The 16,264-nt window shown below is 63.0% G+C and carries 16 protein-coding genes and 1 other RNA gene; 9 read left to right on the top strand and 8 right to left on the bottom strand.

Annotated elements, in window-relative coordinates:
* Positions 1–20: 20 nt before the first annotated feature.
* The 3 genes from FJ986_RS18675 to tsaA all read right to left on the bottom strand — a co-directional run bounded on the left by FJ986_RS18675 (position 21) and on the right by tsaA (position 1,944).
* Positions 21–977, bottom strand: a complete 957-nt coding sequence (locus FJ986_RS18675) for an aminotransferase class IV (protein ID WP_140672407.1) — start codon at positions 975–977, stop codon at positions 21–23.
* 131 nt (positions 978–1,108) lie between these two features.
* The gene (locus FJ986_RS18670; protein WP_140495859.1) at positions 1,109–1,423 is read right to left on the bottom strand and encodes a DUF2293 domain-containing protein; all 315 of its coding nucleotides are present in this window, start codon (positions 1,421–1,423) and stop codon (positions 1,109–1,111) included.
* The gene (tsaA, locus tag FJ986_RS18665; protein ID WP_140672406.1) at positions 1,423–1,944 is read right to left on the bottom strand and encodes a tRNA (N6-threonylcarbamoyladenosine(37)-N6)-methyltransferase TrmO; all 522 of its coding nucleotides are present in this window, start codon (positions 1,942–1,944) and stop codon (positions 1,423–1,425) included. The genes FJ986_RS18670 and tsaA overlap by 1 nt, the downstream gene beginning before the upstream one ends.
* Positions 1,945–2,121: 177 nt before the next feature.
* Between tsaA and FJ986_RS18660 the strand changes: the two genes are divergently transcribed.
* Both FJ986_RS18660 and metF read left to right on the top strand, forming a co-directional pair.
* Positions 2,122–3,144, top strand: coding sequence for a metalloregulator ArsR/SmtB family transcription factor (locus tag FJ986_RS18660; RefSeq protein WP_140567399.1), 1,023 nt, complete (start codon positions 2,122–2,124; stop codon positions 3,142–3,144).
* Entirely contained in the window at positions 3,144–4,061 is a 918-nt protein-coding gene (gene metF / locus FJ986_RS18655) for a methylenetetrahydrofolate reductase [NAD(P)H] (protein ID WP_140672405.1), read from the top strand. Before FJ986_RS18660 ends, metF begins: the two co-directional genes overlap by 1 nt.
* 372 nt (positions 4,062–4,433) lie before the next feature.
* Here metF and FJ986_RS18650 read toward each other — a convergent pair whose 3' ends face one another.
* The gene (locus tag FJ986_RS18650; protein WP_140656795.1) at positions 4,434–5,363 is read right to left on the bottom strand and encodes a DMT family transporter; all 930 of its coding nucleotides are present in this window, start codon (positions 5,361–5,363) and stop codon (positions 4,434–4,436) included.
* Positions 5,364–5,571: 208 nt separating this feature from the next.
* Between FJ986_RS18650 and FJ986_RS18645 the strand changes: the two genes are divergently transcribed.
* On the top strand, positions 5,572–6,792 hold the full coding sequence (locus FJ986_RS18645) for an alanine racemase (RefSeq protein ID WP_140672404.1): 1,221 nt from the start codon (positions 5,572–5,574) through the stop codon (positions 6,790–6,792).
* Between the two features lie 88 nt (positions 6,793–6,880).
* Here FJ986_RS18645 and FJ986_RS18640 read toward each other — a convergent pair whose 3' ends face one another.
* Both FJ986_RS18640 and FJ986_RS18635 read right to left on the bottom strand, forming a co-directional pair.
* Positions 6,881–8,059 (bottom strand): lytic murein transglycosylase, encoded by a 1,179-nt coding sequence (locus FJ986_RS18640; RefSeq protein ID WP_140516624.1) that lies wholly within the window; start codon positions 8,057–8,059, stop codon positions 6,881–6,883.
* Positions 8,060–8,244: 185 nt separating this feature from the next.
* A complete protein-coding gene (locus tag FJ986_RS18635) occupies positions 8,245–9,039 on the bottom strand; it encodes a GH25 family lysozyme (protein WP_140516622.1) in 795 nt (264 codons plus the stop codon).
* Positions 9,040–9,355: 316 nt separating this feature from the next.
* Between FJ986_RS18635 and FJ986_RS18630 the strand changes: the two genes are divergently transcribed.
* The gene (locus FJ986_RS18630; RefSeq protein ID WP_140675403.1) at positions 9,356–10,735 is read left to right on the top strand and encodes a serine hydrolase; all 1,380 of its coding nucleotides are present in this window, start codon (positions 9,356–9,358) and stop codon (positions 10,733–10,735) included.
* A gap of 4 nt (positions 10,736–10,739) precedes the next feature.
* Here FJ986_RS18630 and FJ986_RS18625 read toward each other — a convergent pair whose 3' ends face one another.
* Together FJ986_RS18625 and FJ986_RS18620 are read right to left on the bottom strand one after the other, a co-directional pair.
* Complete coding sequence (locus FJ986_RS18625; protein WP_140630900.1) at positions 10,740–11,405, bottom strand: class I SAM-dependent methyltransferase; 666 nt, start codon at positions 11,403–11,405, stop codon at positions 10,740–10,742.
* A complete protein-coding gene (locus FJ986_RS18620) occupies positions 11,402–12,649 on the bottom strand; it encodes a DUF3419 family protein (RefSeq protein ID WP_246681811.1) in 1,248 nt (415 codons plus the stop codon). Before FJ986_RS18620 ends, FJ986_RS18625 begins: the two co-directional genes overlap by 4 nt.
* 235 nt (positions 12,650–12,884) lie before the next feature.
* Between FJ986_RS18620 and FJ986_RS18615 the strand changes: the two genes are divergently transcribed.
* The 5 genes from FJ986_RS18615 to rnpB all read left to right on the top strand — a co-directional run bounded on the left by FJ986_RS18615 (position 12,885) and on the right by rnpB (position 16,123).
* Positions 12,885–13,094 carry a hypothetical protein gene (locus FJ986_RS18615; RefSeq protein ID WP_140495184.1) on the top strand — a complete coding sequence of 70 codons (210 nt, stop codon included), beginning with the start codon at positions 12,885–12,887 and terminating at the stop codon, positions 13,092–13,094.
* A gap of 155 nt (positions 13,095–13,249) precedes the next feature.
* Positions 13,250–13,969 (top strand): DnaJ family molecular chaperone, encoded by a 720-nt coding sequence (locus tag FJ986_RS18610; RefSeq protein ID WP_140495186.1) that lies wholly within the window; start codon positions 13,250–13,252, stop codon positions 13,967–13,969.
* Complete coding sequence (locus FJ986_RS18605) at positions 13,966–14,721, top strand: N-acetylmuramoyl-L-alanine amidase (protein WP_140516616.1); 756 nt, start codon at positions 13,966–13,968, stop codon at positions 14,719–14,721. The genes FJ986_RS18610 and FJ986_RS18605 overlap by 4 nt, the downstream gene beginning before the upstream one ends.
* A 210-nt stretch (positions 14,722–14,931) precedes the next feature.
* On the top strand, positions 14,932–15,648 hold the full coding sequence (locus FJ986_RS18600; RefSeq protein ID WP_140495190.1) for a transglycosylase SLT domain-containing protein: 717 nt from the start codon (positions 14,932–14,934) through the stop codon (positions 15,646–15,648).
* Positions 15,649–15,713: 65 nt separating this feature from the next.
* An RNA gene (gene rnpB, locus FJ986_RS18595) (RNase P RNA component class A) lies at positions 15,714–16,123 on the top strand.
* Positions 16,124–16,264 lie beyond the last annotated feature (141 nt).

Below are 16,264 nucleotides of genomic sequence, written 5' to 3'. Positions count from 1 at the left end.
TGGACGGGAGCGGCGACCGGTCAGGGGTAGCGTACAGCGCTCGACCAGGCCGGATCCTTATGCTTGTCCCAATAGAGCGCCATCAGTCGGCCGGTAATAGCGCCGGGCCTGCCGTCCGCGACTGGGCTGCCGTCGATCATCGTGACCGGCATGATGCCGCCGGCGGTAGAGGTGATGAAGACCTCGTCGGCCTCGCGCAATGCCGCGACACTGACGTCCGCCGGGGTGGCGAAGAGGCCTTCCAGCGCACAGAGATCGAAGACAGTGCGGCGGGTTATGCCGGGTAGCACGCCGATCGCCGGCGTCGAGAGCTTGTTGTCCTTGATACAGAAGACGTTGAAGCCCGGACCTTCGGCGACATTGCCGTTGAAGTCGAGAATGAGCGCTGTCTCGGCGCCGCGGTCATAGGCATCGTAAAGGCCGCGCACCAGGTCGAGCCAGTGGTAGTTCTTGATCGCCGGGTCGATCGAGGCCGGCGGAATGCGCATCTTGTCGCTGATGGCGACATGCAGGCCGCGCTGTAGCTGCTCGGCATTGGCGACCGAGCCGAACGGCACGGCAAACGCCATGAAGCGGTTGATCGCCTGGCGCGGATCGCGGCTGAAAGCAGGGGAAGCGCCGCGCGTGCACAGCATTTCGACATAGGCGGCGCGGTGTCCCGACAGTGCCACGCAATTGTGCAGGATCTCCGTCACGCCATCGCGGTCGAACGGGATCGTCATGCGCAATTTCTCCAATCCGCCGAAGAAGCGGTCGAGATGCAGGTCAAGCCGGAAGAAGCGGCCGTTCCAGACATGCACCGTGTCGTAAGTGGCATCGGAATGCAGGAACCCCCAGTCCAGCACGGAGACCTTGGCCTGCGACATCGGCAGGTACTGGCCGTCGAGGAAGGCGATGCCGTCGGGATAAGCATGCGGGTCGACGTGGCGGTCGCTCACCACAGGCAGCGGCCGTGTATCCTGTGCGGTCTGGCTCATCGGCACCTCCTTGCATCACAGGCTATCGGTGTCAGGCAGAGGGCATAGAGCCAGTCATCCGGCGTCGTTCGTCCTCGAAGTGAAAAGCTGCCAGCCATGCTACCGAGCGCCGTGCCGGACCGGCAACAGCTTCAATCATCCTCGTCGTCGGCGTCGAGCAGGCGGGTGGCGCGCCAGCGGGTAAGTACGACATTGGTCTGCTCGATGACGAAGAAACGCGCCGAGTCGCGGTCATAACCTTCGGCGAGCAGCTTTTCGTAGTCGGTATGGGCGTGGCGGATATGGGCAACCGTCGCCAGCCACACGGCAATGGTCGGCGGCAGGGTCTTCATGTGGACGGAGCCGGCATCGGCTCGGATCTTCTCCATATCGGCATAGGGTGCCAGCGGCAGAAGCGCGGTCAGCGCCTTGGCGACGGCGCGGCGGCGGCCGGTCGGCGCCTTCATCATTCGTCGCGTCCTTCGATGGTTGCCTCGGCAAAGGCATCGGTCGATGCGAAATAGGGTTTTATGTCGACCACCGGGGTGCCATCGAGCACGTCGATGGCGTCGATCTCGATGCGCCCGGTGGCGATGTCGAGCGTAACCAGTTTCGCCACATGCAGGCCGATCGGGTTCGGTCGGGCAGGGGAGCGCAGGCCGAATACACCTTTTGCTTCAGCCGCATGGCGCGGTTTCTGCACGATCAGAGTCCGCGGCGCGTGGTGGAGCCACGACAGGATGACGAGATGGCTGGTGCGCTCCAGCCCTTGCAGGCCGGCGCGGTAGGGCGGGTCGATCGTCAGTGCTGCCGGCTGCCCGGTCTCGCGCGCCGCGCGCATGTTCTTGGGGCAGGTTTCGCGCGTCGTCCATGGCGAGGCGATACGGCCGATGAAGACGACGCCGCCATCCGCCGGCATCAGCGCCGGATCGATCTCGAGCCTTTTTTCACCCTCCCGCACCTCAAACATCTCACGCCGCCCGGTCATTTTATCCATCTTTTTGTTGACGCATGTCTTGCCCTGAAACCGCTACACATTTTTAGGCGATATGCACCGAGAAATCACACCTGCGGCATTTTCTTGTCCGGAAGCGACATAGCGCTTGCAAGGCTGTGAAAATCGACATAAACATATGTTTATATCTTTTTCAAAGAGAATACGCTGATGCATGTCGCGCTCGACACCATGGTGGACACATTGAAGGCGGCGGCCGAATCGAGCCGCCTGCGCATACTGGCGCTGCTGTCGCGCGGCGATCTCACCGTGTCCGATCTTACCGAGATTCTCGGCCAGTCGCAGCCGCGCGTGTCACGCCACCTGAAGCTGCTCCTGGAGGCCGGGCTGATCGGCCGTTACCAGGAGGGGTCGTGGGCTTTCTTCCGGCTGTCGGATACGGATTCCGCGCGCGACTTCGTGCTGCGGCTGGTCGCCGGCATTCGCGGCGCCGATCCGCAGGTCGAGCGCGATCTCGAGCGGCTGGCCTCGGTCAAGCGCAAGCGGCAGGACCGCGCGGCGGAGTATTTTTCGCAGAACGCGGCAAGCTGGGACCATATCCGCTCCCTGCACGTGCCTGACCGTGCGGTCGAGGCAGCGCTCATGAAGCTCGTCGGCAAGCGGCCGTTCCAGTCGATGCTCGATCTCGGCACCGGCACCGGACGCCTCTTGGAGATATTCTCGCCGCTCTACCGGCGCGGCATCGGCATCGACATGTCGCGCGAGATGCTGACCGTCGCGCGCGCCAACCTCGACAAGGCCGGCGTCTCCAATGCTCAGGTGCGGCAGGGCGACATCTTCTCGCCGCCGGTCGAGCGCGACGCCTTCGATCTCGTCACCATCCATCAGGTGCTGCATTATCTCGACGATCCTGCGCGCGCCGTCCATGAGGCGGCGCGGCTGCTGCGCCCTTCCGGACGGCTGGTGATCGTCGATTTCGCGCCGCATACCCTGGAATTCCTGCGCGACGAGCACGCGCATATGCGCCTCGGCTTTTCCGACCGGCAGATCGGCGAGTGGTTCTCCGAAGCGGGCCTTGATCTCGAAGATGCCCAGGAGTTCGAGCCGCGCGGCGGCACCGAGGCCAGGCTCACGGTCAAGCTCTGGCTTGGCCGCGACCGGCGCCTGCTGATCGCCGATCCTGCCAATGACAGCCAGCAGACCAAAGTGAGTTCGATAGGGGAAATCGCCTGATGAACCAGTTCCGCTTTTCCCGCCGCCCCGACATTGGCGACAAGGTCAGGGTTTCCTTCGAATTCTTCCCGCCAAAGTCGGATGAGATGGAGGCGAGGCTGTGGAACACGGTCACCCGACTGGAACCGCTGAAGCCGAAATTCGTCTCGGTGACCTATGGCGCCGGCGGTTCGACTCGGGAGCGCACGGCACGCACCGTAGGCCGCATCCTGAAGGAGACCAGCCTGACGCCGGCAGCGCACATGACCTGCGTCGACGCCCCGCGCCCTCAGGTCGATGCGGTGATCCAGGAATTCGCCGAGATGGGTGTGAAGCGGTTCGTCGCCCTGCGCGGTGATCCGGCCGCGGGCGTCGGCACCGCCTATCGTCCGCACCCGGACGGCTATGCCAATGGCGCCGAGCTGGTCGGTGCGCTGAAGAGCGCCGGCGATTTCGACATCTCGGTCTCGGCCTATCCGGAAAAGCATCCGGAAAGCCCCGACTTCGCCACCGACATCGACATGCTGAAGCGCAAGGTCGATAATGGCGCGACGCGGGCGATCACCCAGTTCTTCTTCGACAACGATCTCTACGAGCGCTATGTCGAGCGCGCGCGTCGAGCCGGCATCTACATTCCGATCGTGCCGGGCATCCTGCCGGTGCACAATTTCACCCAGGTCGCCAATTTCTCGGCACGTTGCGGCGCGCTGGTGCCGGCATGGCTGGCCGAACGTTTCGACGGCCTGCAGAATGATCCGCAGACGCATGCGTTGGTCGCGTCGGCGGTGGCGGCCGAGCAGGTGCTGGACCTGGTCGAGCGGGGCGTGGGCGATTTCCACTTCTATACGATGAACCGGGCCGACCTCGTCTTTGCCGTCTGCCACATGATCGGCATCCGCTCGCATGAGGCGGAAGTGGCTGGCTCCGCAGCCGCCTGAACCGGGCTTGAGATGCAGAAAGGCCGGGTAAAAACCCGGCCTTTCAAACTGGTTGATTATTGGGTGCTGGTCTTCCCCGTTTTTGGCGGGTTCAGGGAAGAACGCCTATAATGAGGGCGCCGATGAATGCAAACGCAGCACAGATCATCAATGCGTTGATTGGCCTCGTAAGTCCCATGACATAGCCTCCTCTTAAAGAGCTATGCCCGGAGTCTAGGGTCATTTGTGCCACAGGCAAGCGGAAAATGTGCTGCATTGCGACGCGATTGTGGAGTTTGCGACCTCATTTTCGCCGTTAGGCGTTGAAACTTCTAGGCAAAAAGCAGATACGAACCTGTGAATAAATTATGGCGGCTTCGTGTCGTTGGCATGTCATGGCAGCGCTACCCTGCGGATGAACAGGCGCCCGTCTATGATCACCAGGCCGAGACCGATCAGCATCATGCCGCCGATTTCGAACAATTCCAGCCGCTCGCCGAGGAACAGGAAACCGAGCAGCATGGCACTGACCGGCACGATCAGCGTCACCAGGGAGGCCTTGGTGGCGCCGGCCGAGGCGACGAGGTTGAAATAGAGGATATAGGCGAAGGCGGTGGACAGCAGCGCCAGCGCCAGCACCGCCGCCCAGACGGGCGGGGAGGCCGAGAATAGGCCGGCGGGACCGTGCGCAAGCAGCACGACCGGGATCATGATGATGGTCGAGGCGGTCAGCTGCCCGGTGGCAATGACCGGCGAGGGCACGCCCTTGAAGCGACGGGCGACCATCAGTGCGACGCCGTAGGACAACGATGCTCCGATCAGCGCGAATTTGGCCCAGACCGGGCCGCCGAGGCCGGCAACCAGGCCGGGGCCGATCATCACAGCCGTGCCGGCGACGCCAAGCGCAATGCCGGCCAGCTTGTTCCAGGAGAGCTTCTCGTCCGATGTCAGGGCGTTGGCGAGGATCAGCGTCCAGAACGGCGTGGTCGCATTGAGCACCGAGGCGACGCCGGCGCCAAGCTCGGTCTGGCCGGCGAAGATCAGCGAAAAAGGCACGACGTTGTTGGTGAAGGCCAGTAGGAAGAACAGTCCTGCATGAGGAAGGGCAAGGCGGGAGGATGGGCCGCGCAGGAAGAGATAGAGCTGTAAAGCGAGTGCCGCGATGGCGACGCGAAACAATACCAGCACCAGCGGGTGAAGCTCCGCCACGGCAATGCGGGCGAAGAAAAAGGAGCCGCCCCAGATCGCGCCGAGCAGCAGAAGCTGCGCCCATTCCTTGAGCGCCATCGGTCCGCGCGGTGCTGATGTCGCGGCTATTGCCATGTGATGCGTCCTCCCCGGACGGCCGAATGCAGGCAGCCAGACAGAAGCCATATCGGGTTCGCAGGCAAGAACCACCCGAAACCTGCCCGATGGCCTGTCTCCCCCGACAAAGCCTAGCGCCCTGCCGCCAGGCGCAAGAGACACAGAATTGTTTTCATTGGCCGCTAGCTTGGATTAATTGTGCGCAGGCTAGGTCAAGGATTCGTCCATGCAGCGATTCGAGAATGCCCGCGAGGCGGCACTGGCGCTTCGCCCGGACGATCCGGTCTACTGCTTCCGCCCGCAGGTGCTGAAGGCCGATGCCTTGCAGTTCATGGGCATGTTCCCCGGCAAGACGGCCTATGCGGTCAAGACCAATGGCGAGCAGATCGTGCTGAAGACGCTGGTCGAGGCCGGCGTCTCCGCCTTCGACGTGGCCTCGCCCGGCGAGTTCGCCGCCGTGCGCGCGGTCTCGGCCGATGCCGAGATGCTCTACATGCATCCCGTCAAGGCGCAGTCGGACATCAAGCTGGCGCTGGAGAAATACGGCATCCGCGTCATTGCGCTCGACCACGAGGACGAGATCACCAAACTGACGCGGGTGGTCAGGGCACTCGACATTGACCCGGGCGCAATCAGCGTGTTCGTGCGGGTGCAGACCAAGGGCCATGCGGCTTACGAGCTGTCGAAGAAGTTCGGCGCCGGGCCGGCCTATGCGGTCGAACTGGCCGAGCGGCTGAACCGTACCGGCTACAAGGTCGGCCTGTGCTTCCATGTCGGCAGCCAGATCGAGGACCCCGACACCTACGAAAGGGCATTGGCTTCCGCCGATTGGGTGCGCAACCGGCTGACCTTCGACCTGGCCGGTCTCGATGTCGGCGGCGGTTTTCCGGCCGAATACGGGCATGATCCCAACCGCAAGCAAGTCGCGATGCCGTCGCTCGGCCAGATCATGTCGCGGCTTTCTGGAGACCTCAAGGAATACCAGTTCGACCAGATGCCGCTGGTGGCCGAGCCCGGCCGGGTGATCGTGGCGCGCTGCCTGTCGCTGATCGTGCGGGTGCTTTTGCGCAAGGGCAAGCGGCTCTACATCAATGACGGCATCTGGGCGTCGCTGTCGGATTCATGGACCGGCAAGATCACGCTGCCGGCGCGCTTCATTCCCGATCCGGCGATCCGCACGCGCAATGGCGACGAGAAAACCATCGTGCCGTTCAAGGTCTGCGGCGCGACCTGCGATTCCGTCGACATATTGTCGCGGCCGTTCTGGCTGCCGGAAACCGTCGACACCGGCGATTGGATCGAGATCGGCCATATCGGTGCCTATTCGCTGTCGCTGAGAACCCGCTTCAACGGCTTTTATCCCGACACTTTCGTCGAGGTGGCGACGCCGTTCGACGAAGGCGACGCGCCGGTGGGATTGGCGAGTCTGGAGACGATGGCGGATTAAGTAGGGAGTAGGGAGTAGGAAGTAGGAAGTAGGGAAATGGCCTCCGTCACTACTTACTACTTACTACTTACTACTTACTACTTACTACTCACAGCTTCGCTAAAAGCTCCGGCGTCGGCCAGCCGTCCACGGGCAATCCCAACCGCGTCTGCTCCTTGCGGATCGCTTCGCGGGTGTTGGTGCCCAGGATCCCGTCGACCGTGCCAACATCATAGCCCTTGGCCTCCAGTTTGGTCTGCAAAGCCTTCATCTGCTCGTTGTTGAGGCCTGGTTCAGGATTGCGCGGGTCGATCGGTGGCGCGCCGGCAAGCCGCGCGGCAAGATTGGCCGCGGTCAGCGCGTAGGTGAAGGACTGGTTCCATTCGAGATAGACGTCGAAATTTTCGTAAGTGAGGAAGGCCGGCCCCTTGCGGCCCATGGGCAGCGCCAGCCCGGCCTTCAGGCCCTTGTCGACCAGCGGCGAGCCGTCGGGATTGGTAACACCCCACTGCGTCCACTGTGTCAGCGGCAATTTGTTTGTGCGCCCGGTCTGTTCCCATGGCATCTCGTCGGGCACGCGCACTTCCTGGATCCAGGGCTCGTCGCGTTTCCAGCCGCGCGACAGCACCTTGTTGGCCGTCGTCATGATCACGTCCGGCACGCTGCCCCGCAGGTCGATCTTGCCGTCGCCGTCGCCGTCGACGCCACGCGCAAGATAATCCGAAGGCAGGATCTGCGTCTGGCCGATCTCTCCAGCCCAGGCGCCGTTGACGTCGGCCGGCAGCACGCCATGGTCGATCAATTCCAGCAGTGGCACCAACTGCTGCCGGAACAGCTGCGGGCGGCGGCAGTCATGGGAAAGCGTCACCAGCGCGCTGAGCGTATGGAAATCGCCCTGCACGGCGCCGAAATCGGTCTCCAGCGCCCAGAAGGCGGTGATGACCGGCGCCTGGACGCCGAACTGCTGGTCGGCGCGGGCGAAGATATCGGCATATTTCTTCATGTTCGCCGCGCCCTGCTTCAGCCGGTAGGCCGAGATCATCCGGTTGGAGAATTCGATGAAGGTCTGGGTGAAGACGCCCTGCGCACGGTCGCGCGCCAGGGCCCTCTCGTCGAAGCTGGCATCCTCGAGCGCTTCGAGGCCGACAGGGCCGACACCCGCCGCCTTGGCTTCCGCAGCCACGCCCTGCTTCCAGGTTTCGAAGTCGCCGCCACATTCCTGCGCCATTGCCGGCAAGGCCGTGGCGCACAGGAACAGCACCGCGAGGGCTTGGGGACGCAGTCGCATAAACTTCCTTTCGACATTCAGGATTCCGGGCGGCCTGGCTGTCCATCTGGATGCGCGTCGCCCCGGAACACCGGCGGCTGCACTCTTGGCCGCCGGCCGTGTCGAAAGCAGGCGGCAGGCCCGGTGTCAACGGGTGTTCTGCAGCAACCCTTCCTCCGGGCGGCTTGGCACCCGTTGACACGGTGTCAACGGGTGTTCTGCCTCAACCATTTGTCCCAGGCGGCTTGGCTGCCGTTGAAGACGTTTATATCGGACTTGCCGATCATGCCGGGAACGATGCCGGTTCCCGTATACTGCCAGAAGGTGAAGGGGTGGCTGCCATATTTCTGACGCGGGTGGCCGGCGACGGAGCGTAGCCAGTAGGGATAACCGCGGAAGGTCGACAGCTCGTTGTCTTCAAAGAAGTCTACCGACGTGTAGATGATCGGCTTCTTGCCGTAATGCCGCTCGACGATTTCGAGGAAGGTGGTCATCTCCGCGCGCACGGTGGCCGGGTCGGGGCGCAGCCTGCAGGTCGGCGATTTCGGGTTCCATTCCATGTCCAGCACCGGCGGCATGGCCGAACGGTCGACGGGGACGTTGCGGATGAACCAGCGCGCCTGTACCGCCGCCGGAGTGCAGAAATAGAAGAAATGATAGGCGGCACGAGGAACGCCGGCGGCTTTGGTGCGCGCCCAATGCTCGTTGAAATAATCATCGAAACGGTCGCCGCCCTCCGTCGCCTTGATGAAAGCGAAGGAAATACCGCTGGCCTTGGCGGTCGGCCAGTCGACCGAGGTCTGGTATTTTGAGACGTCGGTGCCGTGAACTGCGTAATTCCAGGGCGCGCCGCTGTCCCATTCATGCGGCTTGGAATCGGCGAAGCGGGGCGCGCGCACCGCAACCGAAGGGGTGCTGGATGGCGACAGTGGCGACAGATCCTCCACGGTCGAGCATGCGCCGAGCAGCGTCAGCATGAAAAGGGCCGCAAGACGGCGCATCGCAACTCCCGAGCCGGTTGCAGCCGGTCGCTGATGGGTCTGTGCACTGATGGCCGGCGCTTGGTCTGGCCCCCGCCGGACGATCGCCCCACAGCATCGCCCGGTATATCGCCAAAACGCGAATTTTTTCGGCGCGCTTTGATTTTGTTTCCTGCCGTGATCCCAAAAACGCGGCGCGCTGTTGGGCGACATGCACCTGTGATCGCCGATCATGGTTGATATCTGGTTGACGACGCTCGACAAGGCCCATGATTTTGCGGAAGCAATGGCGGCAAATCGATGACATGGATCGAGCCTGGATTCGGGGGCGGGAAAGATGCGGATCATTGCCAAGATCGTCAAACGGCTGCTCGGCCTGGTGGTGCTGGCGGTCGTGGCGCTGTTTGGGTGGCTTTATTTCGCGCCGCCCGAACTGATCCGGGTCGGCTCGGGCTATTCGGCAAAGATCGTCTGCTCCAACGTTTTCGTCGCGGGGCGCGACGCCAACGAGGTGCTTGCCGTCGACGTGCAGGCGCCCGGTCATCCCTTGCTCAAGCTGATGCGGGTCTCGGTCGACAAGAACCGGGGCACAGTCTCCGCCGGCCTGCTTGGCTTCCTCGGCAAGAGCATCGCGGTTTTCCGCGACGGGCTGGGCTGCGCCTCGGTTCCGGATGGCGATGTCGGCAAGGCGCGGCGCACGGCGATCCATGTCGAACCCTCGGCGGCAAGACAGGATGCGCTGTGGCCGGAAGGCGAGCGGGTCGAAGCCTCGCAGAACTCGGAGGTGGCGAAGATCGTCGACGATGCCGCCATGACCGGCGCCGGCATGCGCGCCGTGGTGGTGGTCAAGAACGGCCGCGTCATGGCGGAACGCTATGGCGAGGGCTTTTCCGCCCGAACGCCGTTGCTCGGCTGGTCGATGACCAAGACGGTCAATGCCGCCATGGTCGGCACGCTGGTCAAGAACGGCAAGATGGCGATGACCAACCAGGGCCTTTTCGCGCCGTGGAAGGCCGATGGCCGCGCCGCGATCAGCCTTGCCGACATGATGGCGATGTCGAGCGGGCTGGAATTCAACGAAGACTATGGCGACGTCGCCGACGTGACGCGCATGCTCTATCTCGAACCCGACATGGCGGGCTTTGCCGAAGCCAAGCCGCTCACGGGCGAGGTGGGCAAGGTGTTCTCCTATTCGAGCGGAACGGCGGTGATGCTGTCGCGGCTCTGGCAGGATGCGGTCGGCGACAAGGCCAAGGCGTTGACGTGGCCGCGCACCGCGCTGTTCGAGCCGCTGGGCATGCACAGCGCCGTGCTCGAGACCGACGAACAGGGCACGTTCGTCGGCTCATCCTATCTCTACGCCACCGCCCATGACTGGGCCCGCTTCGGCCAGTTCCTGCTGCAGGGCGGGGTCTGGAACGGCAACCAGATACTGCCGGCCGGTTTCGTCGACTGGATGCGCGAACCTGCGTCGGCCTCGAAAGTCTACAGCAAGGGGCAATTGTGGATCGAGGCGCCGGGCGACGAGGAAAACCCCGGTGCCGGCGTGGCGGCGGGCCTGCCCAAGGACACCTATTGGATGGAGGGGCATGATGGGCAGACCGTCGCCATCATTCCATCCGAGCAATTAGTGGTGGTGCGGCTCGGCCTGACGCCGGCCAAGCTGGGCTACAGGCCGCAGACCATGGTCGGGGCATTGGTGAAGGCGCTGCGCTAGCCAATCAGCTGCTCGGCCGGACCACCGCCAGCCAGGCGTAGCCGCGATAAAGTGTGCGGAAACGAAAGGTTGCGCCGATTTTTCGCGATTCCGATTCCAGCACCTCGCGCAACATTTCACGGGGCGTGACGTGGAATTTTCTGAGCCAGCCGCGAAGCAGGGTCCGAAACCAGTCCGGCAGGCCTTCCTGCTGGCCGAAGTCGACGATGTGCAGGGAACCGCCCGGAGCGAGCGTTGCCAGCGCGGCGGAGACCGTCTTTTCCCAGCCTGCGATCATCGACAATGAATAGGACACGAAGACACGGTCGAAGCTGTCGCGGCCGAACAGCGCCTTTGCGTCGAACTCCGTGGCGTCGCCCCTTGCCAGCATGACGCGATCGGACAGGCCTTCGCGGGCAATCGCGGTGCCCGCGGTCTCCAGCATCTCTGCCGAAATGTCGAGGCCATAGAAGCGCGCGCCGGGAAAGCTGCGGGCGGCGAGGATGATGTTTCGCCCGGTGCCGCAGCCGAGCTCCAGCACCGTGCCGCCCGGCGGAACGTCCAGCCCTGATATCAGCCGGTCGCGGCCGAGCAGATAATATTTGCGGGTCAGGTCGTAGATGTGACGCTGCCAGCGGTAGACACCGTCCATCAGTTCGGCGTGATTGGTCGGCAGCTCGGTAGTGCTCATGAGGCGCGCTTCACGTACAGATGAAAGCCGCCATAGATTGCCGAGCGGTCGCGGGTGGAGAATTCGCGCGAGGCATCGCTCTCGTAGTTCCACTGGTCGAGCAGGGAAGCGGAGACGCGGCCCGGCAGCAGACTTGGCTCGGCCGCAGTGCGGAAGATGACACGCGCGCCGGCGGAGGCGGTGCGGGTGATTTCCGACCACAGCGCATTGAGCTGGTCGTCGGTCATCCAGTCCTGCGCGTCGAGCAGGATGAAGCGGTCGACGGAACCCGCGTCCTTGCCTGCCAGGAATTCGATCAGATTGGCATGATGAATGGCGACGCGGTCTACATTGCCGCGAATGGCCTCATAGTTCTGCCTTTCAAGATAGGCGGGCAGGGCGGCTTCGCCGGGTTGGGGGTAGCGCCTGGCAAAGGCTTGCCAAGCGAAATAGTTGTTTTTCAATGGAAAATCGCAGGCGAGCTTTTCCAGCCGGGCTTTCAGCACACTGGCCATGGTACCGTCGCCGGACGTGATGAGAGAGTCATATTGCGCCGGCGGGATGCCGAGGCCGAACAGCGAGGCCTTGCGCGAGGTCGCCCATTTCAAAAGCGGCTTTTCGAACACCGGGGCCAGTTCCTGGTGGAAGAAGCGGCGCTGCTCGCCAATGTTCCTGGCCTGCATGATGCCGGCGGGGTCGACGCCGAAGAATTTAGCCGTGCGGTGGCCCATGGCGATGAACAGGCCAAGCAGGCCGGTCTGGTAGAAATTGCGGTCGAAGACGGCGATGCGCCTGATGCCGCGCCAGTTGCGGCGCTCCCAATAGTGGCGGCTGACCGGATCGAGATGCGGCGCGATGAAGCGGTCGTAAGCCTGAGAATTGTGGTTGTTGCCGGCGGCACCGAAGAAGCGAAACAGGTCGCCCTGCGAAGGCAGGTGGCGCACCGCCTCCAGCTTCATGCGGTTCAGGGCTATGTGAGCGGCATTGAGATCGACGGCGTCGATCCTGGCCGGCGACCGGGTGAGATAGGCCAGGATATTGCAACCGCCGGAGGCAATAGTGACGACGCGGTGGCCTTCGCCAAGCTGCATTGCGTCCATGTCGACATCGGGATCTTCCCAGATCTGCGGATAGACCAGGCCCGAAAACAGGAAGGCGAACAGCCGTTCGGAAATTCCTGCCTTCGACAGGGGGCGGTTCTGGTAGACGGCTTTTCCAACTTCCTTGCCACGGCGAAAGATCAGATCTGCGGAAACGTCCGTCATGGCAAGGTGATTCCCCATTTGCTTTGCCGCAAGCGGGTAACGCCCGGCTATGACAGGTGGATGACAGCGATCCGCACAGGGGAGCGCAAAGCTGTTTCACCCCTGGGGAGGCGCAAGGGCAGGATGCGAGCGATGTTACATGCGGAAACGCATCGTTACGAAACCCATGGCTGAGTGATGCATTTCCTTCTCGACCGTTCACTGCAACGTGAGCGTGTGTTGAAGGAGAGATATCATGAAAAAACTCATTCTTGCGTCGGTGTCCGCGCTTGCGCTGCTCGGCGTTGCTGCATGCAGCGACAGCGGCACGGGGACGGATAACACCACCACCCAGAGCACCAATCCGCCGGCCGAGCAGCCAATGAAACCTGCGGCGCCCGCGGATAATTCGACCAAGCCTGCCGAGCCGGCTCCGGCAACGCCCGCTCCTGCGCCCGCGCAGTAGTCCATTAGTACCTGTGTTCTGGCGAAGGGCCGGCGTCTTGCCGGCCCTTCGCCCAGGCGGGTAGTGGTTCCGACACGAGATCGATTGTCGTCGGAGGTATGATGCCGGCCGTTATTGGCTTGATAGCGGGGACCGGTTGGCTCTAAGAAGCGGCCATGTCGATTTGGGACCGCCTCGGCGACTTCATCACGCGGATTTCGTCCTCAGCCTCGTCGGGCGTCGCCGACGTGGTCGAGGCTGTACGCACCGTTTTTTCCGGCGATGCGGATTTGCGCCGTCGCGTCGCTTTCTCGGTGGCGATGATTGCGCTCTCGGCCAAGATGGCCAAGGCCGACGGGGTCGTCACCCAGGATGAGATACGCGCCTTCCAGGAAATATTCGAGGTGCCGCCAAAGGAGACGCGCAACGTGGCGCGGCTCTATGATCTGGCCAAACGTGACGTTGCCGGCTTCGAGACCTATGCCGAGCGCATGGCGCAGCTTTGTGGCTCCGGCCATTCGAACTGCATGATGCTGGAGGATATACTCGATGGCCTGTTCCACATCGCCAAGGCCGACGGGCTGATCCATGAGCGTGAAGGCCAGTTCCTGCACCGCATCGCCGAAATCTTCCGCATAGACGAGGTGCACTACGAGGCGATCCTTGCCAGGCACGTCAATCTTGGTGCGGCCGATCCCTATGTCGTGCTCGGCATCGAGCGCGGCAAGCCGTTCGAGGAGGTCAGGAAACGCTACCGCAAGCTGGTTTCCGACAATCATCCGGACCGGCTGATCGCGCGTGGCCTGCCGCAGGAATTCATCAAGATCGCGACGACGAGGCTCGCGGCGATCAACACCGCCTATGAGATGATCGAGCGGGGCCTGCGGCACGCATGAGCGGCTTCCTGCCCGACGAGCCGAGCGCCGAGGTCAGGGTATCGCCGAATTTCGGGCCACGGCGCGAGACGCTGAAGCCCGACATGATCGTGCTGCACTATACCGGCATGCCGACAGGCGCCGGGGCCGAGGCGTGGCTGTGCGACCCGGCCAGCGAAGTCTCCTCGCACTATCTGGTGCATGAGAACGGCCATATCGTGCAGATGGTCCGGGAAAGCGACCGCGCCTGGCACGCTGGGAAGAGTTCGTGGTTCGGACGCACCGACATCAACTCCTGTTCCGTCGGCATCGAGATCGTCAACCCGGGGCATTCATTGGGTTATCCCGGTTTTCCCAAGCGACAGATCGATGCGGTGATCGGCTTGTGTGCCGGAATTGCCAGCCGGCATGCGATTGCCCCCCAGCGGGTGCTGGCGCACTCCGACGTGGCGCCGGGGCGCAAGATCGATCCGGGCGAGAAGTTTCCCTGGCGGGCCCTGTTCGAGGCCGGCGTCGGCCACTTGGTGGCGGCGGCACCGATCAGGCGCGGCGCCGTGCTGAAGACCGGCGACGCTGGCGCCGATGTCGAGGCGCTGCAATCGATGCTGGCGCTCTACGGCTATGGGGTCGAAATATCGGGTGTTTTCGACCAGCAGACGCGGGTCGTGGTCGAGGCTTTCCAGCGTCATTTCCGGCCACGCCGGATCGATGGAGTGGCGGACGGATCGACGATACGCACGCTTCAACGGCTGCTCGCTTCCCCCGGAACTTGACCTTAGGTCAGGATGCCGTCCAAGTAATGCTTTTCCGACATTAGGTTACAAACTGTCACTTAAAGTGAATTGCCCCGCCTTCATTGCGCGCAATTCGGGCATCAAAGGGCAATCCGTACAGTTTGTCGGGCGTCTAACCCCCGGATGATCCGACATTAATCAAGCAATGCCGCGCGGAGATCTTCGCGCGTTCAGACAGAACAGGATCACATGCAGAAATTGACCGTTGTAACGGCAGCTCTTGCTGCCGGCGTAATGACTTTTGCCTTCGGAACGGCGAGCGCCGCGCCGCTGAGCCCACGGGCCGATCAGGGGCTCGTCGCAGCGACCGCCAAGGGCAAGGCCATTTCGGCCAAAAGCAGCAAGGATGTGAGGGCGGCGAAGCGGTCTTCCGCGAAGGTGGAGAAGGCGAGCTGGACCAAGGCCAAGAAGCCGAGCACAAAACAGAAGACCAGGCGAGGCCGCAAGGCCGTTGATAAAACGACGACGGCATCGATCGGGATCAAGGAAGCAGTGGCCTCGACGGCAGCGGTGGCCAGTGGCGATCAGTATTCGGCCATCGTGGCGCGCTATGCCGCGAGCTATGGCGTGCCGGCGTCGCTCGCTCACGCCGTGATCAAGATCGAGAGCAACTATCGGCCGAACCTCGTCGGCGGCGCCGGCGAAATCGGCTTGATGCAGATCAAGCCGGCGACGGCGCGGATGATGGGCTATAGCGGCTCGGCCAATGGGCTCTTCAATCCGGACACCAACATCAAATACGGCATGAAGTATCTTGCCATGGCGCGGGATCTCGGCGGCGGCACGACGTGCGGCACGATCCTGAAATACAATGCCGGCCACGGCGCCACCCGGATGAACCCGGTTTCGGCCGCCTATTGCAGCAAGGTCAAGGTGCAACTGGCGGCTGTCGGATCGCCGGCGTGACAAGAACCGGTCGTAACCGGCTTTTTTGGTTGCGTTTTGTGGCGTGAACCCCTTTATACGCTTGGCCAGCTGGCCGGGCGGCCGCACCAGCAAAAGCCGAAAGGCCGCGGGTGAGGAAAGTCCGGGCTCCATGGAGACACGGTGCCGGCTAATGGCCGGCGGGGGCGACCCCAGGGAAAGTGCCACAGAAAGCAAACCGCCACGACTTGGCTTTGCCGGGTCGGGGCAAGGGTGAAAGGGTGGAGTAAGAGCCCACCGCGCGACTGGCAACAGGAGCGGCACGGTAAACCCCACCGGGAGCAAGACCGAATAGGGGCGGTGCGAGGGGAAACCCTCGAGGGCTGTTTCCGGCTCACCGTCCGGGTAGGTTGCGTGAGGCGCATGGCAATATGCGCCCAAGATGAATGGCCGCCACGTTCTCGCGCCGCAAGGGGCGAGGGCCATACAGAACCCGGCTTACAGGCCAGCTGGCAGTTTTTCTCCGCGATATCGAAAAGAGGCCTTTGCGATCAGCAGGTTGCGCCCTGGGGCGCGCCTGTTGATTCAACGGCTTTTTTGTCGCCTGCCAATCTGCATCCACGGCCGCAGGGGACTTTCTTGAATTCGGTACGATTAA

Source organism: Mesorhizobium sp. B1-1-1 (genome assembly GCF_006442955.1).
Classification (GTDB): domain Bacteria; phylum Pseudomonadota; class Alphaproteobacteria; order Rhizobiales; family Rhizobiaceae; genus Mesorhizobium.
The sequence above is the reverse complement of the archived record's forward strand: the minus strand, read 5'-3'. Positions and strand labels throughout refer to the sequence as shown.